Annotated in this window: 17 protein-coding genes and 2 pseudogenes; 4 read left to right on the top strand and 15 right to left on the bottom strand. The window is 44.5% G+C overall.

The window, feature by feature from the left end; genetic code table 11:
• Nucleotides 1–34: 34 nt before the first annotated feature.
• The 10 genes and pseudogenes from B9T62_RS08020 to B9T62_RS07985 form a co-directional block, all read right to left on the bottom strand.
• The gene (locus B9T62_RS08020) at nt 35–1,006 is read right to left on the bottom strand and encodes a polysaccharide deacetylase family protein (RefSeq protein ID WP_087914774.1); all 972 of its coding nucleotides are present in this window, start codon (nt 1,004–1,006) and stop codon (nt 35–37) included.
• A gap of 174 nt (nt 1,007–1,180) precedes the next feature.
• Nucleotides 1,181–1,924 carry an ABC transporter permease gene (locus B9T62_RS40585; RefSeq protein ID WP_245864555.1) on the bottom strand — a complete coding sequence of 248 codons (744 nt, stop codon included), beginning with the start codon at nt 1,922–1,924 and terminating at the stop codon, nt 1,181–1,183.
• Between the two features lie 23 nt (nt 1,925–1,947).
• The gene (locus B9T62_RS40580) at nt 1,948–2,418 is read right to left on the bottom strand and encodes an ABC transporter permease (RefSeq protein WP_245864387.1); all 471 of its coding nucleotides are present in this window, start codon (nt 2,416–2,418) and stop codon (nt 1,948–1,950) included.
• Complete coding sequence (locus tag B9T62_RS08010) at nt 2,418–3,125, bottom strand: ABC transporter ATP-binding protein (RefSeq protein WP_087914773.1); 708 nt, start codon at nt 3,123–3,125, stop codon at nt 2,418–2,420. The genes B9T62_RS40580 and B9T62_RS08010 overlap by 1 nt, the downstream gene beginning before the upstream one ends.
• Before the next feature lie 165 nt (nt 3,126–3,290).
• Nucleotides 3,291–4,436 carry a hypothetical protein gene (locus B9T62_RS08005; protein WP_087914772.1) on the bottom strand — a complete coding sequence of 382 codons (1,146 nt, stop codon included), beginning with the start codon at nt 4,434–4,436 and terminating at the stop codon, nt 3,291–3,293.
• A complete protein-coding gene (locus B9T62_RS08000; protein ID WP_087914771.1) occupies nt 4,433–5,848 on the bottom strand; it encodes a sensor histidine kinase in 1,416 nt (471 codons plus the stop codon). The genes B9T62_RS08005 and B9T62_RS08000 overlap by 4 nt, the downstream gene beginning before the upstream one ends.
• A gap of 4 nt (nt 5,849–5,852) precedes the next feature.
• Nucleotides 5,853–6,554 (bottom strand): response regulator transcription factor, encoded by a 702-nt coding sequence (locus tag B9T62_RS07995; RefSeq protein WP_087914770.1) that lies wholly within the window; start codon nt 6,552–6,554, stop codon nt 5,853–5,855.
• A 288-nt stretch (nt 6,555–6,842) separates the two neighbouring features.
• Nucleotides 6,843–7,093: pseudogene (locus B9T62_RS40575) on the bottom strand (cellulase-like family protein); the annotation flags it as partial.
• A gap of 264 nt (nt 7,094–7,357) precedes the next feature.
• On the bottom strand, nt 7,358–9,310 hold the full coding sequence (locus tag B9T62_RS07990) for a glycoside hydrolase family 2 protein (RefSeq protein WP_157685508.1): 1,953 nt from the start codon (nt 9,308–9,310) through the stop codon (nt 7,358–7,360).
• A gap of 33 nt (nt 9,311–9,343) precedes the next feature.
• Nucleotides 9,344–12,727: a DUF5107 domain-containing protein gene (locus B9T62_RS07985; protein WP_087914768.1), complete on the bottom strand. Its 3,384-nt coding sequence runs from the start codon at nt 12,725–12,727 to the stop codon at nt 9,344–9,346.
• A 127-nt stretch (nt 12,728–12,854) separates the two neighbouring features.
• On the opposite strand from B9T62_RS07985, the gene B9T62_RS07980 reads away from it, so the two are divergent.
• Nucleotides 12,855–13,751 carry an AraC family transcriptional regulator gene (locus B9T62_RS07980; RefSeq protein WP_087914767.1) on the top strand — a complete coding sequence of 299 codons (897 nt, stop codon included), beginning with the start codon at nt 12,855–12,857 and terminating at the stop codon, nt 13,749–13,751.
• A 64-nt stretch (nt 13,752–13,815) separates the two neighbouring features.
• Here B9T62_RS07980 and B9T62_RS07975 read toward each other — a convergent pair whose 3' ends face one another.
• Nucleotides 13,816–14,646 (bottom strand): helix-turn-helix domain-containing protein, encoded by an 831-nt coding sequence (locus B9T62_RS07975; protein ID WP_087914766.1) that lies wholly within the window; start codon nt 14,644–14,646, stop codon nt 13,816–13,818.
• Nucleotides 14,647–14,767: 121 nt separating this feature from the next.
• Between B9T62_RS07975 and B9T62_RS07970 the strand changes: the two genes are divergently transcribed.
• Complete coding sequence (locus B9T62_RS07970; protein WP_087914765.1) at nt 14,768–17,104, top strand: beta-galactosidase; 2,337 nt, start codon at nt 14,768–14,770, stop codon at nt 17,102–17,104.
• A gap of 104 nt (nt 17,105–17,208) precedes the next feature.
• Here the strand turns inward: B9T62_RS07970 and B9T62_RS07965 are convergent, their stop codons facing one another.
• Nucleotides 17,209–17,394, bottom strand: a complete 186-nt coding sequence (locus B9T62_RS07965; RefSeq protein WP_211296428.1) for a glycoside hydrolase family protein — start codon at nt 17,392–17,394, stop codon at nt 17,209–17,211.
• Nucleotide 17,395: 1 nt separating this feature from the next.
• Between B9T62_RS07965 and B9T62_RS07960 the strand changes: the two genes are divergently transcribed.
• Together B9T62_RS07960 and ltrA are read left to right on the top strand one after the other, a co-directional pair.
• Nucleotides 17,396–18,016 (top strand): alpha/beta hydrolase, encoded by a 621-nt coding sequence (locus tag B9T62_RS07960; RefSeq protein ID WP_087914764.1) that lies wholly within the window; start codon nt 17,396–17,398, stop codon nt 18,014–18,016.
• A gap of 1,154 nt (nt 18,017–19,170) precedes the next feature.
• A pseudogene (gene ltrA / locus B9T62_RS07950) lies at nt 19,171–21,000 on the top strand (group II intron reverse transcriptase/maturase).
• Nucleotides 21,001–21,779: 779 nt separating this feature from the next.
• Here the strand turns inward: ltrA and B9T62_RS07945 are convergent.
• From B9T62_RS07945 to B9T62_RS07935, 3 genes are all read right to left on the bottom strand, one after another.
• Nucleotides 21,780–22,247 (bottom strand): hypothetical protein, encoded by a 468-nt coding sequence (locus B9T62_RS07945; protein ID WP_087914762.1) that lies wholly within the window; start codon nt 22,245–22,247, stop codon nt 21,780–21,782.
• A gap of 123 nt (nt 22,248–22,370) precedes the next feature.
• Nucleotides 22,371–22,739, bottom strand: a complete 369-nt coding sequence (locus B9T62_RS07940; protein WP_087914761.1) for a hypothetical protein — start codon at nt 22,737–22,739, stop codon at nt 22,371–22,373.
• Between the two features lie 244 nt (nt 22,740–22,983).
• On the bottom strand, nt 22,984–23,313 hold the full coding sequence (locus B9T62_RS07935; RefSeq protein WP_087914760.1) for an accessory gene regulator B family protein: 330 nt from the start codon (nt 23,311–23,313) through the stop codon (nt 22,984–22,986).
• Nucleotides 23,314–23,320 lie beyond the last annotated feature (7 nt).

The following is a 23,320-nucleotide window of genomic DNA, read 5'->3' as shown; positions in this document are numbered from 1 at the left end:
AATCATTTATAGGAGATATCACATTTTTTTGAGATTATTTCATTATTCTGAATTTGTAGTCATGTTCTTTCAGATACTTTATCATTTCCGGCAAAGCCTTAGCGGTCTCTTCCTTGCCATAAGTATCGTGCATTAATATCACAGCTTTCTCTCTGCCTGCTACTGTATTCGTGAATTCACGCATTAATTCTTCTGCGTTCTTGGGTGCACCTTCTGCATCTTTCGGCAATACATTCCAATCTACGTGGTGATAACCCTTGGCTTCTAGGGCTTTATCCAGTGAAGCTACACCTGTTGGATCATTTTTTGCCCATGTCATATGACCGCCAGGATACCTGACTGCCCTGGTGATGAAATCTTCTCCTAATACGGTTTTTAAGGAATTATTAGTCTTCTCGATGTCATCCATAAAATGTTCTAAATCTACCTTCTTATTGGGATACAAATAATCATAATTATGTGAATATGAATGATTGGCTATAGCATGTCCTTCTTCAATCATTCTTTTGATCAAACTTTTAGTAACATCACTTTTATCCACTTCCCGGCCCAGCACAAAAAAAGTTGCAGGTACCTTTGCTTCCTTTAAAACATCCAGTATTATTGGAGTTACGGTTTCGGAGGGCCCGTCATCAAATGATAAGTAAGCAATTTTTTCTCCATTCGCCCCATCAGGCATATCCCCTGAAATTTGCTGCTTCAGATACTTCTCAACAAAGGCAATGTCTTCAACTTCATAATCATTTTTTAATAGAGCCTCTACATTTTTTGTACCCTTATGAAGCTCATCCTTTTTCTTGGAAATCACCTTTTGGACTGCTGTCATTTCTTCTTTATTTGCAATGGAAGATTGAACTTCATGTTTGTCAACCGTTGGCTTCTTCACGATCATCGTATTAAAGCCAACTATAAACAGCAAAATCACAATAAACAACAATATCCTCCGGTTCCTCTTTATACGGTGGTTTCTTTTTATATTATGTGCAAAATGCTTATACTCTTCCATTGGCTTATTCCCCTCGTTGCTGACTTATTATTTTCTGTAAAGCCTAGTCTTTCTTGATCGCTACCAGAGCATTAGTATTGGAAGCACTAATTGCCGGATATATCCCTGATAGAACACCCGTCATTACAGCAAATGAAATACCTAGCGGGATATTTTTTAAAGACATAGAAATCGTCATCCCTGTCGTTGACTCTCCAAGGGGATAATAGATGTTGTTGCAAGCAACTCATTCACTCCAGATATGGTTAAATAAGAAATCAACACCCCGATCCCCCCGCCAAGCAATCCCAGCAATGCAGCCTCAGCGATAAACATATTACGTATTTGCCATAAATTAGAACCCAGAACTTTCATAATACCGATCTGTCTGCGCCGCTGATGGGTGGACATGGTCATCGCTACAATAATAGATATAGAAGCAATCACAAGAATGAACAAACCAATTCCGAGGGCCGTCTTTTTGATCATGTTGAACTTCTCATTCACTTCGACTTGATGGTGTAAGTTTGTTTCTGTAGACAAGATCAGCTTTTGAATTTGCCTTTCTACTTGTGCAACATTATCCTGACTGTCTACCTTAACCAGAATTGAATCATAGCCTGGTACCTCTGAAGACTCCCCTCTTAAACTAAACTCTTCTGAAAGCAATTGTGCAGTTTCCAGCGAAACATAGGCTTTCTTATCGTAAGCAGCATCCTCCTCTCTAGCTCCATTTTGCTGTGTTAGTATTCCAATGACACGAAGAGAAGAGCTGAGAGTGTTTTTTTTGAACTCCGCATTATAATACTGATATTGAATTTGCTGCTGGTATAATTTCGAAGGCATCATGTTCAGTTTATTGAATTGTTGTAATAAGCTATCATTATAAGGATCTTCTTGTAACCTCTCCATCATCTTTTTGACCGTTTCGCTATCCATCAAGCCAATAGTCGCCCCATAGTTTAATACAACTGTGCCCCCGAATCTGAAGCGCCTCCCTGTACAAAAGTTTTGTCAAAGCTGGTGAGTGATTGGAGATCCGTGCCAATGACCTCTACATAGTTAATTTTATTGTCTATCGTGATCATCTCAAGGCTTTCAATCTGCATAAAAGGTGCTACTGCTGTAACATATGGGAGTTTCTTAATAAGCTCTAACTTCTGTCTGGTCAGCTTTCCTCTATCAAAGTTCCCTTTTTCCGAAGTGCCGCTGCCTTTTGTAGATATCCCTTCATTTGGTTTGACGGTGATTTCATTCATCTTGAAGTTCCTGTTCATCTCATCTAAGGAATACTGTTGTGCAGATTCTCCAACACTCATGGCGACTATGAGAGAAGCACAACCTATCGAAATCCCTGTCATGCACAATGCCGTGACTACTTTACGTCTTTTAATTTGATCCCAAGCCAAGCTTGTAATGTCACGAATACGCATTAAGCCCCCCTCCCTGCTGGCAAGCCTTCTCTATCACCTTGTTCTGTTACCAGATATCCGTTCCGGAGTGTAATAACGCTCTGCATCTGCTCCGCAACCTCCGCTTCATGTGTTACAATGACGAAAGTTGTATTTCTTGCCTTGTTTAGACGCTGCAGAATTCCGATGATCTCTTCCTCTGTTTTGGTATCCAAATTTCCGGTAGGTTCATCGGCAAAAATGATGGAAGGCTCTGTAATTAGAGACCTCGCTATACTTACGCGCTGCTGCTGGCCACCCGACAGTTGTGAAGGAAAGAGCTCTGATTTGTTCGGTAGACCTACCTCCTCCAGCAGAGCAAGCGCCTTCTTTCTACGTACGGAGGGACGTACTGATTGAAAAACAAGCGGTAATTCCACATTTTCACGTACCGTCATTGTAGCGATTAATTCATAGGACTGAAAAACAAAACCGATATGTCCACGCCTGAATTCGGCCAGTTTATTCTCACTCATCTTGACAATATCCTGATCAGCAATATAAATTCGGCCTTCTGTTGGTTTCATTAAGCCTGCCATAAGATTTAACATGGTCGATTTACCCGATCCTGAGCTCCCTAGCAGAGCGACCATCTCTCCCGGCTTCACTTGAAAGCTGACTTGATGCAGCACCGGGACTATCTCCGTGCTGTTACTAAAAGCATGTGATAAATTCTCTACGCGCAGCATGTTACGACTCCCTTTTATAATGAATTGTGTTTCGTTACCCCCATTATAAAAAATGATTGTATCGGTCTTCGACAGACTTGTATCCAAGTTGTAAATTATTCGCTGCCGCGCACAAATAAGACCAGCGCAGTTAGATATACGCTGGTCTATTGGCAATAGCCGTGTCTAAAATGTAAAACGGTATATTTCGCTTTTACTTAATTGGCTGCTGATGATGAATAGATCGTCCTGATGCCATTTCATCGTTTGTACAGAATGGATGTTTCGATAGATCACTGTATCTGAATCCAGGCTCCCATTGTCCAAATAAACAGTATGCAGGTCCCACATTTGGTTATTGTTCACCATAAAGTAGGCGATTCGGCTTTCATCGGACTGCAACGCATAATTCGTTATCATGCCTTCCTGTAAAAGCTTGAATTGGCCGGCCGCTTGATTGTACAGAAAGAGTCCATCTGTATTTTCTACTTTTCCCTGGAGCAATAAATTGCCGTTCTTCATTACCATAAATTGATTAATTTGTTGACCTTGGGCCACTAACTTTACCTTGTTTGTATTCTTCAAATCCATTTCAAATATAGCCGAGCTGCTGTTAAGATCCGCTAAAAAATATACCTTATTCTGTTCTGCCTTCCGGATGAGATCCAATCTAATTGTGATTCCGTTCTGATTATCGGAGCCACTGCCAGCTGCTATTAATTGCAGTAATCGGTCATACGTGAACAACTGCTGAACTTTGCCCGTAGTGACATTAGTCAGTGCAAAGGCGCTCCCGGAGAATCCCAAATAACGTTCATGATCAATGAAGACCCTGAGGTAGGAATAATCCTTCAGCTGTTTCAACTCCTTATTCAACTGTAGGCTGTACACATAAGTTCTTAAGTTCTCCCCACTATAATCTGACTTCGTATAGATAAGCTGTTTCGCATCCGGAGTCAAGGTAATATCATTTCCAACATTCTCAGCAATATCAGACAATTGATTATTATCCAGATGCAATTCTGCTATTTTCAATCCACTAAAAGAGTGGTCTGGCACATTAATAATAACATTATTGTGATCTCGCACTTGAAGATCATATAGGGGATAATCATTGGTCAGCTTGGTTACAGCTTTAATCTCAAAAGCCTCAGTATTTATTGAGGTAAGACTCGTACTGAATTGACTATTTTTCAGAACCACAGTTCTAGATCCAATACTGCTTAAGGCATAGATGCTGCCAAGTCCATAGAATCCCAATATAAATACAAGCAGTAAAAGACCCAAGATGATGTATTGCCGGTAATTCCCTAATAAATTTCCTCTCTTCATTTCCCATCCCCCGGCAAGCTGATTTTGATTTCTGTGCCTTCATTCAAAATGCTCTGTAGTTTAATTGCTCCATGATGATCATCGACAATGTTTTTTACAATAGTTAAGCCGAGTCCGGCACTTCCCTTTTCTTTTGGGGCGTTTCTCTTCGCTCTGTAGAATGGTTCGAACACATAATTGAGCTGCTCTGCCGGAATCCCTTCCCCCTCATCTTTGATTTTGACTACAGCCGTATCTCCCTCTTTCCAGGATTCCACGTAAATCATTGAGTTCACGTAACCATATTTAATGGAGTTATCTAGCAAATTCAGAAAGACCTCTTTCATTTTATCCCGGTCCCCTAAAGTAAATAATCCCTCTTGAAGTTCGAAATGAATATCAATATTATATTTTCTGGCTTTAATTTTCATATCCTCACATGCTTCTTTGGCAATTTCCGACAAATCAACCTTTTCGAAGTGATAGGTGGTGCTCAATGTTGCCGATTGGGATAGTTCCAGAATTTCAACGACCGTTCGATTTAACCGCTGACTTTCATGGATGATATAATTAAGCCCTTTTTCAAAAAAGAAAGCATCTGTAAATCCGTTGTCTTTCACAATCTGTGCATAGCCGAGAATGGTTGTTAAGGGAGTCTTCAGTTCATGCGTAACATTGTCAAAAAAAACTTTGCTTTGGGCCTGAGCCTGCTTGACTTCATCCCGTTCTTGTTTAATAATTTCGATCTGATTTTTTATGTGTTTAATCATGATCTGAAACCGGCGGGCTAACTCGCCAATCTCATCCCGGGATGAGATTGAAATATCTATGTTGAAATTGCCTAAAGTGACCTGATTGGAACGTTCGGTCAGTTCTCGAATCGGCTTGGTGATTTTTCTGGAAATAAAGATGGAAGCAATAAAGATAAAGCTGAAAATGACAGAGGCAAACATTTTGATGATGGATTGAAAACGGGCATTTCTCTGGTAGAGCTGGCTGTAATCTTTCTGGTATTCCAAAAAACCAATGGTCGACTGCTTCTGCAGGATAGGGAAGGACAAACTGACAATGACTTTATGGTCTACCCTATTAATCGTGTAAGCGATTTGGGAGCGTAAGGTAGATTCGGCCTGGTTCTTGTCCCCGTTCATATAGAAAATCGTCACAGGCCCGCCAATCCCCGCTGTTAATTCCTGTGTGAGCCTATTTTTTTCCGAGACCAATGATTCTTTACTCATCCTCTTCTTATGGACCAGAAAATATTGATTAATATAAATATCCAAATTTGTTTTAGTATTAAACATATCCTCATCAATGATTTGGTACATATTTTGTTCCGTAACTCTATAGGACACAAACAGCATTGCAGAAAGCCCCACAAAAATAATAATTGAAAACACAACCACAATCTTAAATTGAATTGGAAATTTCATGTTCTCACCTCGATACCAGCTTATACCCGATGCCGAAGATCGTCTCAATCATGGATAAGCTGTGCTCCTCATCCAGTTTTTTACGGATTCTTTGCACGTGGATATCTACAGTCCTGGTATCTCCAGCAAAATCAAAATCCCATACCTTATCTAAGAGGTCGGATCTGCTGAATACTCTTCCCTTATGCTCTGCAAAAAATAACAGAAGATCATATTCCTTATTGGTGAGTCCAAGTTTCATTCCACCTTTCAGCACTTCCCGTTTCCCTTTATGAATCTGAATCTCTGCCTCCAAACGGATGACTTCAGAGGTGTTGTTCTCCAAAGAATCTCCAATTAATTCAATTCTGCGGAAAATCGCCCGGATTCGGGCAATCACTTCTCTAATATCAAAAGGTTTGGTGATATAATCATCGGCTCCCAGCTCCATGCCCAGAACTTTATCTAATGTATCAGATTTGGCTGTAATCATGATAACCGGGATCGCGGAGTTCAAAGAAACTTGTTTACAAATATCAAAACCGCTCATGTCTGGCAACATCAAGTCCAGCAAAAGCAAATCCGGTTTGAAATGCTTCAGAATCTCCAGACCCTGCGTGCCTGTAGCCGCTTCTCTGGTAACAAAACCTTCTTTGCGAAGGGAGTAAGCAAGCAAATCACGTATGGGGTCTTCATCTTCAATTAATAAAATCGTTTTCTGCTTCATGGCTGTGCAAATCTCCCTAATTACAATATCTAAAATCATCTTTTTATCTTCTTTATTTTATCAGATATTTCTTCATTCATCTTACTCTTTGATCAACAACCCTATAAGTTACAATTTGGATACAACTCTGGACTCTACAGTAGAAGCATGTTTTTTCTTTCTGGAACGGTTTCAGGAATAGTAACCGTAAGTTCATTTATACATTTAAATCTTCAGATTGTAATTTCAAAAAAACATCCAAATAATCATCAAAGAATCTGATGATTATTTGTGCATCTATTACTAATCGGCTCCACCGCGGCAATTGTACCAGCATGTCCGCTGCCCGACAGCTCCCAGGCTGCCGAAATGTAAGGGACCCGGCCGTCTGCCTTTCCGCTGTGAACAATAAGAACGGCATCGACAGATTCGAATCGTATTGTATCCCCTATCCACCACTTCCTTAACTCCCGCCTCAAGATCGCTGTAAGGTTCTACCAGGAGAAATCCCACATCGTGATGGTCAGTTTGCGCGGCAAATCGTTTATTACTGAATCCATTATCATCGCTCCCTAATGTTTTGTTTCGGGCAATCCAGCTCACCAGAGGATCTGGCCGCAGACAGTGATTTTGTAGTACTTGCGGTCTCTCTGCTGCAGACGCTTGCCGCATTGAAGATACCTGTGCTGGCGGAAACTCCCACACCCTCAACTCTTGAAGAGGTTGAGGCTATTCCACTCGGGAGCGTTGTCACATTATAAGAGTGTTGTTATCCTAGCAAACTACCCGGCGGATCTTCGCGATCGCCGGGTAGTTTGCTGGATTTATTTGTTCAATTCCTGTTCAAGTACACTGAATCCATTCGGACGATAGATGGTAAGCACTTGTTCCAGCAGAGGATTTGCTGATACAGTGATGTTCATTGTCAGAATATCTCCCGGTTGCATCTCAGGAATTACTTGTTTGACTACCATTTCATCTGCCGAAGACACAATTAAATAATAGTCTTGTACGGCATAGCTGGGAATATCATTCCGGCATTTCAGTGTCACCTCGAGTTCACCTTCGCGCCACACGGGTGCTTCCGCCAGTAAGAGCGGTGAAGAAATCTCACGCAAAGCGGCAAACGATGGCTTCACTCGGTTATGAATATCCAACGAACCATGAACCCGCTGCTTCAGTTTACCTTCACCGTCTTCTCCCATTTGCGTACGGTAATCATTTAAGCTGAAAAAGATTAACGCCGCAAACTGAGGATACTGACGGTAGATTTCGGTTTTTCGCAAAAGGATCTCAGTTCTTCTAATGTCTCCTCCTTCATAAACCGGCTCACAGAGTCCGTATTCTGCCACAACAATTGGCTTATCCGGATAATCGGCAATAATCTGCCTGATCACCTCATGCTCGTCCAAATCACCATGCCATGTTCCGATATAATCATTCCACATTAACAGGTCCCCTGCTCCGGTAGCATCGGTGCCCGGTTGGAAGTGAATCGTGTTGCTTACATAGTTAATCAGCCGCTGTGAATCCAGTTCGCTAATCTCCTGTTTCAGCTGTTCCATGTAACGCCGGGTGATCTCCGATTGGCCATTCAGTTCATTGCCCATTCCCCAGGCCAAAATACACGGGTGGTGAGAATGATCCGTAATCATCTCCTTAGCCTGTGATAACGCTAAGGCGAAAGTGTTATGATCCGGCTCTTCTGGCTGCTGCCAATGCGGGATTTCTTCCTGCACCAGGATTCCGTTGCGGTCACACCAGTCCAACAGTTCGCTGCCTTGCTGCCAGTGGAAACGTGTGAAGACACAGTTTGCTTCCTTGAGTCGTTCAAGCATCGCAATAAGATCTTCCTGCTTCTCGGCCATCCCGGTCACCGGGTTAGAACCTGGCATCCATTCTACTCCCATCAGGCGGACAGGCTCACGATTTAACCAGAGCTCATGTCCTTTCACAAGGATCTCCCGGAAACCAAAATTCACAGCTATGTGGTCTTCAATCTGTTCTTCTTCCCGAAGGGTGAGCTGAAGCTGATATAGATGCGGATGATCAAAATGCCATAGATCCACCGGAGACAACTGAACATCTGAAAGCTGCCAGGTCATCGTTTGGGGAGGTAAGGGCCGTACATCATGCCAGATGCTTACTTCATCTTTAAATATCCCGATCTCCACAGTCGCAGCAGCGGATGGTTCAAACAGATATACTTCTGCATATAACTTTCCAGTAGCCTTATTATCACCTTGTCCGAATTGGACTTCCGGGCTGACTTTTATGTGTTTAATTGCTGTTTGCCCGGTTACTATGAGCTTTACGGGCCGGATTAACCCGCCGTCATCCGCCCAATCAAAGCTATTCCCTAGAGGAAGCGCCTGATCACTATTCGAATTATTCACTTTTACCGTAATCCGGTTCTCCACGCCACACTGAATATTTGCTGTCAGGTCTATTTCAAATGCGGTATAACCCGAATTGAAGTGCGAACCGGATTGATGTCCATTAACCCAGATCACCGCATCACGATACACAGCTTCAAAGTGTATACGGATCCGGCAGCCCTGCCATTCCTCCGGAATACTAAGGGTATACTCATACCACCCGGCTCCCCGGTAATCCTCCAGACCTTCCTGCACATTCCATGTGTGCGGAACAGTAACGTTTACAGGAGAAGGCAAGCCTATGGCTTGCCACTCACCCTGTTCTCCCAAATTTGCAGCGTCCGGTTGAAATCTCCAGCCTTCGTCCATACTCACCAATTGACGCCCACTATTAAGCAAAATATTCAGTCCTCCTCCTTGTTCGAAAACGCCCTAATTCGCCGTACTGCTGCCTAATCGGTTATGAACCATCGCCCCTTGATGATTAGGTTCCATTTCCAGAGCTAATCCAAGTTCGGTTCTTGCTTCTTCGTCGCGTCCAAGCCCTAGAAGTCCCAGGCCCCTCATGTACCGGCAATGAATGACATTGCGCCGATTCAGGTCATCCTCAAACACCAGGAAGTCCGGCAAGGATACGGCAAAGTAATCGATTTTGATATCGTCAAAAATATGCTTCTCGGCATAATCAATCAGTTTATTGAAGCGGCGCTTGGCTTCCTTCTCATTATGGAGTTTCAACCAGGCCAGCCCTTGGTAGAAGATCATTTCCGGCGGTTGATCATTGTAGAACATCGCACTTGTCGGCTCAGCCAGACCTTGTGAAGCTATGGTATAACTGGCGATGGCTTCTTGCTCCTGCTGAAGACCTTCGTAGGCCATGCCGAGATAATAATAGATATTATTCTCCTGGGCTCCTTCCAGCTTACCTTCACCCAGATTTAGCGGATAGACCAGCGCTTGCTGTAAATGCTGGGCTGCTGCTTCATAGTGACCCTCTTGCAGCGCCTGCTTGCCAAGCTCGGTATGAGCAAACTTATATTGCCCGGTCACTTTACCTTCTCCGCCTTCCCACGGATGGAAATTACGCTGAGACAGGGCAGCAATAGCGTCTTGATAGCGTTCAAGATTGTTCAGCAGGGTCACATATTCCACGTAAAGATCGTCCCGCCTCTCAATCAGCTCCCGCCGCTCTTCAAGGATATGCAGGCGTTCTCCTGTAGACCAAGACAGCTTCTTGCGCAGCTGATCCAGTTCAAACAGGATACGCACATCCTGCGGTGCACAGGCAAATGCCTGTTCCAGCGAAGCCAGTGCTGCTTGCGGATTATTCTGCTTATTGTAATAAGCCAGCCCCAAATTGCGGTGTACGGTCGGATAATCATCCCGCAGTTCGCGGGACCGCTCCCAGCTTGCAATCGCATCGATGGGCCGTTTCTTGTCATAATAGAAATTCCCGAGATAGTAATGGGCCTTGTCATCCTCCGGATTAGCATGAACTGCGCTTACCAGCAGCTCAAGTTCAAACAGGGTGTTCGGGAAGCAATATGTTGGATTGGCCGATTGTCCCTTGCGGCGAGCCTCCTGAGCTTGTTCATGTTGTCCTGTACGTTCATATAATTCACCGAGCGCATAGTGCAGTATCGGATAGACAGAATCCTCCTGGTTCGCTACTCTTTTCCCTACGGCAATAGCTTCTTCGTAGAGACCGCAGTTCATATAATCCGCGATGACATTGAGATAGTTGTGAGGGTCATTTCTCATCAGCTGTTGTAATTCAGATAGAATGCCTTGCGCAGCAGCGTTATCTTCCAAGGCTGCATTAGCCAGCGCCAGCTCATTGTACGCCCCGAAATCTGCGACATCCATTTCCAGGGTTTCAAGCGCAAAAGTCACGGATTGACCGGCAAGTCCCAGCTTACGCAACATAGCTGTCTTCAGATTACGCGCTTTGTAATTACGTGAATTGCGGATGAGCGAGCGCTGGGCCTGCTCCAGCGCCTCGGCATACTGGCCTTTGAGGCTGGAAATTTGCGACAAAGAGAAATACCCTGCATCCTGCCAGGCTGCCGACCATACCGTTTTGTGAAACGCAGTAAATGCTTCATCGAACCGCTTCTGCCCGCGGAGCGCCACTCCCAGCTGATAATAGGCCTCGCTGTCATACGGGTTAGGATTGCGCCAGGTCAAACGCTCGATCGCTTTGCGGAAATACTGCTCGCTGTCTGTATATAGTCCACGGCGAAGCAGCAAGGTTCCATAAGCTACATTAAGCCGGATATCGCCACTATCCCGTTTCAAGCCTTCCAGATAGTAGTCTTCGGGCTCAAAAGTAGCATGACGGTATTGCTCCAGATGCAGGCCGGCCAGATACAGTTCCTCCGTCGAACGCAGTTCTTCAGGCGTTGCCAGTGGTTTAGCTGCTTCAGGGACCCGTTCAATATCCGGACGTTTCGGTTGATAGGAGATCAGCAGTCTGCCTTCCGCATTCCGGACAGACAGCTTCAAATCATGCTCCTGCTCCCCGCTGTCCAATGTTACAACTGTCTGGTAAACATCCACCGGGGACAAATCCACAGTTTCCTGCAGATAGCGGCTTGCTGCTCCGCTCAACTCCACGACTGCATGTTCAAGTACCGAGGTCGCATACACCTTGATCACTGCCTGTCCGGCTTCAGCATCAACCTCCAGATTGACGGCTGCCTCAATGGAAGCATTTTTTACGACGCCAATGTTTTTGTAAGGCATGAAATACTGGGTGAAGGTCTTCTCCTCGTAAGGCTGCAGCCAGGTAAAGTCAGGCTGATTATCTGTGTACACTCCAGTCATAAGTTCAATGTACGGGCCATCTTCATCCGTCAATTGACGGTCCCACGCCTGGCCGAACTCCCCGTTCCCCCAGGTCCATTGTTTCTTGCCGGGAGAAATATGATGATTCGCCACATGCAGCAGTCCGGCTTCTACGCCGTGATCATATCCGCCGACGAAATTATAATCGGATTTGTAAGCCATGTACGAAGTCGGAACCGGGATGTTCTTATAACGGGAAATATCTACGCCTTCCGAATAATCCTGTTTGTAATAGGTTCCGGTAGCGATAGGGAAACGGGAAACATCGCGCTTACCATGGTCAAATACAGCCGTTACGTCCGGAGGAAACACGGATTGCGTATAGTCATTAACCGCTACAGCCGGATTTGCCCACCACAGGAAGGTCTGCGGCTCAGGTGTCCGGTTGTATAATTGAGCGTTGATTTCCAAGTAAGCCTTGCCCGGATAGAGCTTAAATGCGGCAGTTACTTTCGTGCCGTACATCCGGTCAATCTCGCTCACCCAGACTGTAGCGCTGCCATTGTCGGTTACTTCGTATTTGTATTCTACCGGACCGAACGTATTCGGACGGTGATGCTGCGGCCAGTTAAATTCAATCCCTCCGGAGATCCAAGGTCCGGCAAGACCTACCAGTGCAGGCTTGATGACGCGGTTATAATAGACGAAATCGTAATTGTTCGTCTTGTCGAGAGCGCGGTAGATTCTGCCCCCGATCTCCGGCATGATCTCAATACGGATATATTCATTTTCCAGAATAACCAATTTGTAATTTTTATCATGCTTCACATCCGAGATGCTCTCGATCACCGGATGCGGATACACACGGCCGGAGCTTCCTTGATAGACTCTTTTCTCCAGAAACATAGGATTGGGGTCTGCTTCACCCGCATCATATGTTGGAATCAACACGCTCGTCTCCCATACCTGTACTTGGCCAGATCCAGTTGGAGCCGCCTCCAGCGTATGATCCTTAGCTTCATGCTTCATGTTTGAACTGCCTCCCTTGTCTTGATAGTTATACTTTATCTTCTGGCAACGAAGGTTCCAATTGACGAAATGCGGGAAGTGATGGATTATATTCTTATTCTGATTATTAATTACGGGGGTAACTGGAATGAGTACTGACAATATTCGCAAGCCTGAAGGTTTTGTCGAGGAGAAGTTATATGTGCTTCCGGAATACTGGATGAAAGAACTGGAACAGGAGGAACTGACTTCCTCCTTATTTATTACGGACATTGGCTATTTCCCTAATGCCGAGTATCATTTCAGGGAACGCCTGGAAGGCAGTCCGTCGCATATATTCATCTTTTGCGAAGCAGGAGAGGGCTGGATTGAGCTGAACCATGGAGAACGAATGATTCTGCAGCAGGGAGACATGATGATTATTCCTCCCGAAATTGCACATCGTTATGGGGCAATGCAGAAGCGACCATGGAGCATCTATTGGTTTCATTTCAAAGGCAGCCACGCGAATAGATTGGTGAAGCTGTTTGGTTTATCTAACGCTCCACTCTCATTATCACCAAGCGGTAAAGCCCGTTTAATTGAATGGTTCGTACCTGCCTACGAAATGCTGGCCGAGCGGACATATGCCCTCACTACCCATGTACATGTTGCCCAGACTGTAAGACAGCTGCTCTCCGGCATTGGATTAAATGCGGGGAAATCGGCACAGGAGAAGAAACGTGAGACTTATTTGGAGCAGGCGATTCAATATATGAATGGACATATGAGCGGATCCATTTCTCTTACAGAACTGGCTAATCAGGTCGGGGTATCGAAACAGCATCTGATCTATTTATTTAATTCCGAAACCGGAGTCTCCCCGATCGAATATTTCTTGCGGCTCAAAATTCAGCGGGCAGGTCATCTGCTTGATCTTACCGAACTCAGCATTAAGGAGGTCAGCTCTGCAGTAGGTATTAGCGATCCCTATTATTTCTCCCGGCTCTTCAAGAAGATTTCGGGCTTTTCCCCCTCCAGTTACCGGAAAATCCCGAAGGGCTAAATTTCTCACAACCTAATTACCTGCATTCGAAAGCAAGAACTCCCTTCTCCGGGTGAATTTAGTGCTAGTTCCGCTTTTGTTGTCTGTACTTCAAAGGAGTCACTCCGAAATGGGAACGAAACATACGTGTAAGATGGTCGTTGCTCTCGTAGCCTACATCCTCTGAAATCTCACTAATTTGCCGCTTGGTATACAGCAGGAGCTCTGCCGCCTTCTCCAGACGAAGCTTGTTGAGTGTATTCCCAATTGTGTCGCCAACCTGCTCTTTGAACAGATGGGACAAGCGTGAGCGCGAAAGGCAGCTGATTCTCGCCAGCTCTTCCAAGGTCGGCTTCTCACGGAAGGATTGCCGCAAATACTCCATAACATCAAGGATGCGCGAATCCATCTGATTCTGCTCTTCCGAGCAGCCAGCGCACAAGAGCAGCAGTGCCTGCTCAAGAGCATTCAGCGCAAGTCTGCGGTTCAGTTCCATGCCGCTGTGTCCAGCATAATACAGCATTCGTTCCAAGGCTTCCTGTAACGAATGCTTCTCAGGGAGGGAATGAACGGGCAGATGAATAAACCGGTCGGCTTGTCCAGGCAAGCGGAGCCAACTGCTCCATTCCGGATGGGGGATGAAATGAACCCAGGTGAAGGACCACTCTTCACTGCTGGCTCCATAGTGATGGGGAATTCCGGGAAGCAGAATGACAACTTCGCCTTCGTGACACTTCATAGTCTTCTGGTTGATTACAATTTCCCCGCTGCCGGAGTGGGTATACATCAGCAGCCAATCAATGCTTCCCGATGGCCGGTGAATATAATATGGCCTTTGTTCTGTGTAATGCCCGGATACGAGAATACCATAGGGGCGATATTCTTCAATAGCATAATCCGTCGGTTTTTTAGCCATAAACGCACTTCCTCCTGATGAAATAATACGTTTAAATAAAGACGTAGCAGGTTCGATTATTCTTGATACACAAGAGAATATATCGTAAACTGCCAATGACTTCAAGGAGGAAAAACAAAGTATGAACACTATTAACCGAACCGTATCCTATACGCTTGATACCCCAGACAAAAGAATTACTCCCGGAAAGCTGTCGAACCAAGGAGGCAATAATCCGGATGGGAAGTCCTTTGGCTTTACCAATTATTACATGACCCAAAACGGCCTTCCGTTTATCCCGGTCGTCGGCGAATTCCACTTTTCCCGCTTCTCCTATCTGCAATGGGAAGAGGAATTGCTCAAAATGAAAGCAGGTGGCGTGCACATCGTTGCCACCTATGTTTTCTGGAATTTCCACGAAGAGGAAGAAGGAAAGTTCGATTGGTCTGAAAATCGCAACCTTAGACATTTTGTAGATTTGTGCACCAAAATTGATTTCCCGCTGATTCTGAGAATTGGTCCTTTCTGTCATGGAGAGGTGCGTAATGGCGGGATTCCAGACTGGGTATTTCATTCCCCTATCCAAATCCGCTCCAATGACCCCGCATATCTGACATTAGCTACCCGTCTCTATCGGCAAATTTCCAGACAAATTAAAGGCTGCTACTTCCAAGAAGGTGGGCCGATCATCGCTATTCAACTGGATAATGAGTTCATGCACTGTGGAGCACCCTTTGACTCCTGGGGTTATAAGGGCGGCGTATACCTGTCATCTGGAACCGGCGGCAGAGAGCATCTAAGCGAACTCAAACGGATTGCTCTGGAAAGCGGAATTTCTCCGCTTCTGTTCACCGTTACCGCTTGGGGCGGTGCAGCAGTTCCTGCGGAGGGTGCTCTTCCTATGCTTGCAGGTTATGCTTATACTTCATGGATTCCTAATCAACCGCCAAGCAGGGAATTCATCTATCAGGATCTTCACCATACCCCGGTGGAACCGCTGGATTTCGAAACGACGGAATATCCGGTAGCGTACTGCGAAATGGCTGGTGGCATGCAGGTCAGCTACCACGCGCGTCCATTTGTGCCTGAAGCCAGCATTGAAGCCATGACCTTGGTGAAATTGGCCAGTGGCAGCAATATGCTGGGCTATTATATGTATCATGGCGGCTCTAATCCGGTGGGTAAACATTCTTATATGAATGAAACTTCCCTGCCTAAGATCACATATGATTATCAATCGCCACTTGGTGAATTTGGACGAGTTGGCCCTTCTTATCACCGCATTCGCACACTTTCTCTCTTTCTAGAGGCCTTTGGTGACATCTTGGCTCCCATGGGGACGGTTATTCCTGAAGGTCAAAATGAACTTAAGCCAGAAGATACCACTTCTCTCCGCTGGTGTTTGCGGCAAAGAGATGACTCCGGTTTTGTGTTCCTGAACAATTTCCAGGATCAGCTGGAAATGCCTGAACGGGATCTGCGTATCGAGCTGCTTACCAAACGAGGACCCGTTAGTTTCCCACACAGCGGCTCTATTAAACTGGGAAAAGATTTAGGTGTCGTGCTTCCCTTCAATCTGAATTTGGACGGACTGCAGCTCATCAGCGCCACAACCCAATTGCTCACCCGCTTGAAGGATGGTGCGCATACCACCGTTGTTTTCTTTGCGCATGAGGGGATGAAGGCAGAAATTATTCTCCATGCTGAAGAGATTCAAAGCATCGATGCAGGCGCAGGGTCTGCGGAACTAACCTTGGATCAATGGATCATTACCCCTGCGGTGGGAAAAAGCCATCAGGTTAATATCACGCTGAAGGATGGGGGAACCTTTACCCTCCTCACCTTAACCCGTAAGGAGGCTCTCGGCACCTATCTCTTCTCCCTCTGGGGACAAGAACGATTAGTCATTGCTGACAACGGAAACAAGGGTTTGCATTTATTTACTCAGTCTAACCAATTGATATGTAATTCCCCGGATGCAGCAGAATTCACAGCCTCTATCTATCCAGCCCCGGATTTCCAGATGTCACTCCGCACTGGTTCGATTGACGCGGCAGAACAAGACGGTGTGTTCCTCACTTACCGCATCAGTGTAGCGGAATACACACCTCAAGTGAATGTGACTTATCCATCTGATCGCGCAGCTCTGCTGAATATTGATTCAGAGTGGCCTGAGCAGGTAGAAAATGTGTCGCTCCAAATTAATTACGATGGAGATGTAGCGAACGCATTTCTGTCAGGCCGATTGCTTACGGATCATATTCATTATGGTCATCCGTGGAATATTGGACTCAAGGAATTCAAAGATGAGCTGGAGAATCAAGAACTACACCTGACCATTTCCCCGCTTCGCAAAGGCACTACACACAGCTATGTGAATCAGGCTTTTATCGAAGTCTTTGAAGGTATTGAAGTTGCGGAATTCCATAATATTCAGGCAATTCCTCATTATAAAGCAGCAATATTCCCGCAAGTATAATGAACTGAGTTTGTGCCGGACCACATGAACAGAGGGCATTCTCAAGCTATATTTCTTAGCTTGGAGAATACCCTCTTCATATTTTGGTATTTTAGTTATCAGGATTAATCGTCGCCGAACGCCTTCAGAAGATGACTGCCTTCTTCAGCAGTAATAGGAAGGATTCTGCCATGGCGTTTCTTAGTTTTTCCTAAATCAAACGATTCTTCGGACAGCACCTGGAAGTCGCCGCTTTCAAGGTGGGAGGTCAGTAAGGGAAGGTAGCCCTTTTTCTCGGCAAAGCGGTCCACGATGTTTGTTCATGGTGGCGGTTTTTTAGCTGGAGATAAAGCATTAGGGGATCCGAATGGTGCTACGGCTGGCATACCTGCATATCGTCAAATTTTCTTTGATTTAGGTTATAATCTCGTTGCTATCAACTACGCATTCTCACCAGAGTATGCTTATCCAGTACCAGTCATTCAAATGACACAGGCCGTTAAATTTTTACAAGAGAATGCTGAAAAATACAATTTAAATATGGCTAAAGTTGTGATTAGTGGTGGGAGTGCAGGCGGAAATATTATCGGGAAATTCGCAGCGATACAAACGAATCCGGCCTATAGTCAAGCAGTTGGTATCGAGCCGATACTAACGAACAATGAATTGAAAGCTGCTATTTTTGATAGTGCACTTTTTGATTCAATGCGTGCACACAAAACAGGTAATGCTATTGTCGACTTTGCTTTCGGAGAGATGATACGTGCTTATATGCAGGATAGTTTGTTAAAGGATGTAGACAAAAATTATATTCAATCAGCGAATTTTATCTCTAACGTGACTGCAAACTATCCCCCTCGTTTATCAACGATGGTACTGTTTCATCATTCTCTGACCAAGCAACAGATATGTACAACCGGTTATTGGAGCTAGGGATTCCTGCTGAATTAAATATCGCTGAGGGAGAAGAGCATATGTATACAAATGGAACGTCAACAGCTGCCAAAGAAAACCTTGTTAAGATGAAAGCTTTTATAGAGCATACTGTGAAGTAATTCAGAGAGGATAAAAGAGAATTGGAGACGGATATTAAGGAGGATACCCTGAAACAAGAACAGAGCAATCAGTCTACTGATGGGTCTAACAAATCAATTAAAAAATTTAGGATTGGGAAGAAAACCGGAATCACACTAAGTACTATAGCCTTCCTGATCGGGGTGTTGACATTACGAGTGTCTATTGGACAGGTAGTGGAAATAACTTGCCTCATGATTACATCTACCAACTCCAAAAGGAACCTGCGCAAATAGCCCATGAAGAGGTTGTCAAATTTCTAAAAGATAAATCGCAACAATAAGAAGTAATACAGAAAACCTTACCAGGAGTAATTTGTTTCACTAACAGGGGAAGTATGACAAGTTCTGTATAAGCACTACATAGTGCGAAAAACAGGGGATTCAAAGTCTCATAGAATCCTAACTTTACAACCGAGGATGGGAATGACGGAACCATGTATCCCGAAACCATCCCACCAATACTCCTGCATGCGTCATGACTGACAGGTTATGGGGTTTGAAGTACAGGTAGATTCGGCAGAACAAAGGCTAGAGCCATTCGAATAGAAAAGGTATGCTGACGGATATGCCGCGTGGCTGAAAAGCTGGATATGGTGAGAATGTTCATAGAAAAGAACTGACGAACTTCCGAATGTACAGGTCTATAGTTAGAGCATAAGGAAACTTATGTACCATCCTACGATGGGGTGAGTGGCGTAAAGTAAAAATTTTCCCTATGAAATACGCTATGCCAAACTAAGGAGGCATCCTGCTCACAGGCCCAGAGGAAGCACCTAAGTCCAGAACAAAAAAAAAAAGGCTAGGTTGTAAGGGACTTGGAAAGCAAGGCACGTCGCAACAAGGGCTGTTACCCAAGACGGTTGCAATAAGGCACGGGCCGAAATGCATTAAGCTTTGTGAGGGCAGGGGCACGACTGATGAATCTCCTGTAATGGGAGTGGAAGAACAGCCCCAAGTCTAACAGATAAGAACGATCATTTTCCAAACGTGAATTGCGCCGGTCGGGTAAGAATGTGGGAACATCACCTCAAAAGGATTGATGCCACAGTGCAAGCTTTGCGAAATTGGGAGTACTACGGCATGACGGAACCTTTCACAGATTTGCACGAAAGAGCTGGCAATCATGAATCTTTCTCGCATCTCTACGATCTAATCACATCTAGAGAAAATATTCGGCTGGCTTATCGAACAATGAAATCGAATAAAGGATCAAAGACGCCAGGAACAGATGGAAAAACCATCACAGACATTGAAAAATCGTCCGAAGATGAACTAGTAAGTGAAATCCAAAACAATCTAAAATGGTATCGCCCTAAGAAAGTCAGACGGGAATTTATAGAAAAAGACAACGGAAAATGGCGACCGCTCGGCATTCCTTGTATACTGGATCGAATCATTCAGCAATGCTTCAAGCAAGTGCTTGAACCCATAGCTGAGGCTCATTTCTACAAACATAGTTATGGTTTCAGACCACTACGGTCTACACACCACGCGATGGCAAGAATACAATTTCTTGTGAATCGGGCACAAATGCACTATGTGGTAGATATCGACATCATGGGGTTCTTCGACAATGTGAATCACACGTTGCTATTGAAGCAGCTATGGAACATGGGGATTCAGGATAGAAAGGTGTTAGCGTGCATCTCCAAGATGCTGAAAGCAGAAATCGATGGATAAGGTATACCTACAAAGGGTGTACCTCAAGGGGGTCTGTTGTCGACATTACTTTCAAATGTCGTCCTCAATGACTTGGATCATTGGGTGGCTGGTCAATGGGAATTCTTCCCCCTGACTCAACCTCACAAGACAAGAAGTGGTGAATTGTATACGAAAAATCGCACTTCCCTCAAAGAAGGATATATGGTGCGTTACGCCGATGACTTCAAAATCATCTGTCGAGACTACAAGACTGCCTACAAGTGGTATCATGCTGTCGTTTCCTATTTAAAATATCGTCTGAAACTGGAAGTTTCGCCAGAGAAATCGCAAATTGTAAATTTACGAAAGCGAGAATCTGAATTTCTAGGATTCACGATCCGAGCGAATGTAAAGGGTGAAAAGAGAGTAGCGCATACAGGCATTAGAAATAACAAAAAGCAGAAGATCAAGATGGAAGCCAAAAAGCGCATTCAGAAGTTGAGATCGTCTCCAATTGCCCTAAATGCAGCACTCTTTAATAGCTTTGTTTTGGGAATCCACAACTACTTCAGTCGGGCAACCCATGTCAGTGTTGAGTTCTCACGTCTTGCCTATGACCTGCGAGCCTTCATGTATAATCGTCTGAAACAAATCGGGAAATACGAACATCCTACTAACCCGCCACCAACATACAACAAATTCTACAGCAGGGGTTACAGAACGTTCAAAGTAGCAGGTGTATACTTATATCCTCTTGCCAACGTGAAAACAAAGAACACGATGAACTTCAGTCAAAGTCTTTCACTTTATACAACGGCAGGAAGAGAACAAATATACAAAAAGCTTCGTCCGGATATACGTCAAGAAATACTTTCTTTGATGGAATCCAGCATCCCGAGCCAGAGTGTGGAGTATATGGATAATCGTATAAGTCGGTACAGTATGAAGATGGGGAAATGCGAAATCACAGGGATGTATCTTTTCGCATCAGACGTCTACTGTCACCACTATATGCCATTATATCTCGGTGGAAGCGACAAATTCAACAATCTGCGCATTCTCCACAAAGAGGTATATGAGCTTATCCACCATACTCACAAAGAGACGATCGAAGTACTCATAAATAGACGGGGTATCACTGACTTGATGAAAATCAAAATCAATCAGTACCGTAATAAATACGGACTAGAACCAGTCTAACCTTCCCAAATCTATGAGTAACGAGGAACTTATGATCTAGTACATTTTGTTAGAGGGAACGCGGAGTGCGGGGAAACTCGCACGCTCCGTGTGGAGCAGGGGAAAAGCTGGAGATCGTATCAAAGGCTTACCTATTGCTACCGTTAGTTCAATAAAACAGCGGCAGCCTAGGACATTATTTTCTCGTCCATGGCTACCGCTATTTGCCATATTAACCTATGGTGCTAAATAAATATTTGGCTGTGGAGGTGTAGTCATTCCCTCTACAAGATAATAATCAGTCAAATGCGACTGTGTATATCCTTTTATGGTTATGGTTTAAATTGATTTTTCAAATTCTCATCTCCACCAGCATTTTTGGTCACCGTTCATTTAAAATACTCTTCTGAACACCATTTTATCTGCTCTGCTCTACTCTTCTCATGAAGGATGATTAATTGATTCAACACGAATATCCGCTGAACAATATCTTGGGCAATATAAAATTGTTCCATTAGTGTTTCTTTCTTCATGTATTAATTCATCAGTCTCTTATATTTCAGAGTATATAAATATACATTTTCTCCTTTTGCACTCCTTTCATCAAGAAGAAACGGCTTTGCCGTCCTTTTAGGGAGCCTATGCTTCCGAAGCAGTGATACTCCGTATCGCTTTCAGGTATCCGTTTCTGCGAGAAATATAGGGATAAGTTATAGCTTAAAACATATAAATTCCCATATTTTAAAAAATGCAAGGATCTCCACTTCCGGTATCGGCAGTGGAGATCCTTGCATCTGGTCTCAAACAAAACAGTCAACTTCTCCTTCATAGCGGTTTGCCCGTTCAAGCAGCGGTCCCTTGGCTCCCATAACAAAGGCATAACAGCTACCGCGGATGGACAGCAGCCGGGTACCCGGTCCAATGTCCAGAATCTTCAGCATCTCTTCGGTCAGCGTCAATGTCCTGTCTTCGGAGATGGTCAGCCAGCAGTATTTTCTTCCTTTATAGCTGACAAAATGTCCCTCTGGACGCTCATAGCTGGCCAAATCCGGATTGTCCGGAAGGACTCCCAACGGCGATTCCTGCAATAAACCATGGCGGGTAACACAAAAGCCACCCGTCTTTGCACTTCCGGTAAACAAGACCACCTTACCTTCCGAAGCAATGTTATATTCCTCAGCAGCCATATCAGGCAGTCTGACTTGACCATTAGAGCGCACAACAGACCAACCAAAAACAAACTTGCCGCCTTTTGTGATTTGAGGCAATGCGGCACTCTCCTTTCCTGAAAAATTCCTGTAAATCAGCATATTCTTTAGAAATTATATAATTCCTTATTGCTCAAAAATTTAGTCCATTCATCGAAATTGCAGCTCCCCCTCAGCACAAACTTAACCTACACTCACGTGAGAATGGGTAATATTCAAGAGCATCCCTTCGCCAGCTGGCACCTGGATCAGTTCTGCTCCGGAGAACATCAAGCGGGACTGATCCTCCCAAGCGGAGTTGGTGTAGCGGATCGATATTTCTGACCTGGCGCCGTCTTCCATACACTGAAGCTGATTGCTATAGCCGCAGGCATAGAATGCCCGGCTGCCTGCAAAACGGATCTGCAACTCGCCTTCCTGGAAAAGCTCTACCTTTGTTCCTTTTTTCACAACCATCAATTCGAGAGGGGGACACATGGTATTGGCACTGGTAAAAGCAACAAAAAATGTGAACAAGGACAGCAGCTTGCATAAGGATCTGGAGATTCGCATGGTCATACCCCTTTATTCTGGAATAGTCTGGACAATTGTGATACCAATACGCCCAAGGAACAGGTAAGGAACACATCGTTCCTGATCCCCAGACAGATTGCCGATAGTATGAATACTTGATATGCACCGTTCAGGACGTAATGGATTCTCCGGAAAACATAGCGTTCGCTTTCATCCAGCTGCCTGTTCTTGCTTCCGGACAACGGAATTTTTACGGTTAGAACAGCTGCCCCTACAGCGCATATCAGTTGGCAATATCGTACAGTTCTACAGGAAGCCATTTGATTACCGTCAATCCAGCTACAAAAATCAATAATGAAATGAAATAGCAGCTTTTGAAGGTATTCGCATGATAACCTCCGCCAAAGCTTCTATATACGGAAATTATGCCCACGAACATAGCGGCTTCAATAAGGCAATTCATTCCGATGGAAATAAACAGCATCGTCGACATGATCATGAATATTTCCAGGATCGATATCAATCCGTAACGGAATACCGGTAAATCCTTGTCCTCAATAACACCGTAACCCACAGCTTTTCTGGAAACATGATATACGATTTGGTCTATCAATCTCCCA

The sequence above is a fragment of the Paenibacillus donghaensis genome, assembly GCF_002192415.1.
GTDB classification, from domain to species: domain Bacteria; phylum Bacillota; class Bacilli; order Paenibacillales; family Paenibacillaceae; genus Paenibacillus_AQ; species Paenibacillus_AQ donghaensis.
This window is presented reverse-complemented; position numbering and strand designations above follow the sequence as displayed.

Bases quoted from the DNA above. Each gene is read 5' to 3' on its own strand.
- B9T62_RS08020 (WP_087914774.1), bottom strand. From the start codon at position 1,006: ATGGAAGAGTATAAGCATTTTGCACATAATATAAAAAGAAACCACCGT.
- B9T62_RS40585 (WP_245864555.1), bottom strand. From the start codon at position 1,924: ATGGATAGCGAAACGGTCAAAAAGATGATGGAGAGGTTACAAGAAGAT.
- B9T62_RS40580 (WP_245864387.1), bottom strand. From the start codon at position 2,418: ATGCGTATTCGTGACATTACAAGCTTGGCTTGGGATCAAATTAAAAGA.
- B9T62_RS08010 (WP_087914773.1), bottom strand. From the start codon at position 3,125: ATGCTGCGCGTAGAGAATTTATCACATGCTTTTAGTAACAGCACGGAG.
- B9T62_RS08005 (WP_087914772.1), bottom strand. From the start codon at position 4,436: ATGAAGAGAGGAAATTTATTAGGGAATTACCGGCAATACATCATCTTG.
- B9T62_RS08000 (WP_087914771.1), bottom strand. From the start codon at position 5,848: ATGAAATTTCCAATTCAATTTAAGATTGTGGTTGTGTTTTCAATTATT.
- B9T62_RS07995 (WP_087914770.1), bottom strand. From the start codon at position 6,554: ATGAAGCAGAAAACGATTTTATTAATTGAAGATGAAGACCCCATACGT.
- B9T62_RS07985 (WP_087914768.1), bottom strand. From the start codon at position 12,727: ATGAAGCATGAAGCTAAGGATCATACGCTGGAGGCGGCTCCAACTGGA.
- B9T62_RS07980 (WP_087914767.1), top strand. From the start codon at position 12,855: ATGAGTACTGACAATATTCGCAAGCCTGAAGGTTTTGTCGAGGAGAAG.
- B9T62_RS07975 (WP_087914766.1), bottom strand. From the start codon at position 14,646: ATGGCTAAAAAACCGACGGATTATGCTATTGAAGAATATCGCCCCTAT.
- B9T62_RS07970 (WP_087914765.1), top strand. From the start codon at position 14,768: ATGAACACTATTAACCGAACCGTATCCTATACGCTTGATACCCCAGAC.
- B9T62_RS07960 (WP_087914764.1), top strand. From the start codon at position 17,396: ATGTTTGTTCATGGTGGCGGTTTTTTAGCTGGAGATAAAGCATTAGGG.
- B9T62_RS07940 (WP_087914761.1), bottom strand. From the start codon at position 22,739: ATGCGAATCTCCAGATCCTTATGCAAGCTGCTGTCCTTGTTCACATTT.